This window comes from Bowmanella yangjiangensis (assembly GCF_017255015.1).
GTDB lineage: Bacteria > Pseudomonadota > Gammaproteobacteria > Enterobacterales > Alteromonadaceae > Bowmanella > Bowmanella yangjiangensis.
In genome coordinates this window covers 1-325 of sequence record NZ_JAFKCS010000810.1, presented here as the reverse complement: position 1 = coordinate 325, position 325 = coordinate 1, and the positions used below count along the sequence as shown (strand labels likewise).

The following is a 325-nucleotide window of genomic DNA, read 5'->3' as shown; positions in this document are numbered from 1 at the left end:
ACCCGATGCGCTGTCAACGTGATAATCGAGGCTTTTCCTCAGGCTTTGCTCTGCGCACGGGTATGCCTCTATAGTCGGCCTGAAACGGATGAAGCCGCATGCCATCTGCATTGCTGCCGTGTTCTGCGCATTCCAGGCGATGGCGCGAGGCCTGTTCCAGGTGTCGCACGATGGCGTTTCGGATATCGGCCAGCGCTGGCCGTTCGACTAAAGTTGTATGATGACTGCGACTCGAGAGAGTGACGCGAGCCGGGGTGTGAAACCGTGCATGATGGAGCCGTGAGATGAGCCGGAAACCTGCCGGGATACGCAGCAGCACAGCGCC

General features: G+C 59.4%; 1 protein-coding gene. It reads left to right on the top strand.

Annotated elements, in window-relative coordinates; translation table 11 throughout:
• Positions 1 to 88: 88 nt before the first annotated feature.
• Positions 89 to 211: a hypothetical protein gene (locus J0A65_RS27780; protein WP_269814719.1), complete on the top strand. Its 123-nt coding sequence runs from the start codon at positions 89 to 91 to the stop codon at positions 209 to 211.
• Positions 212 to 325: the final 114 nt, after the last annotated feature.

Excerpts from the sequence above, each read along its gene's own strand:
- J0A65_RS27780 (WP_269814719.1), top strand. The coding sequence starts at position 89 with ATGAAGCCGCATGCCATCTGCATTGCTGCCGTGTTCTGCGCATTCCAG.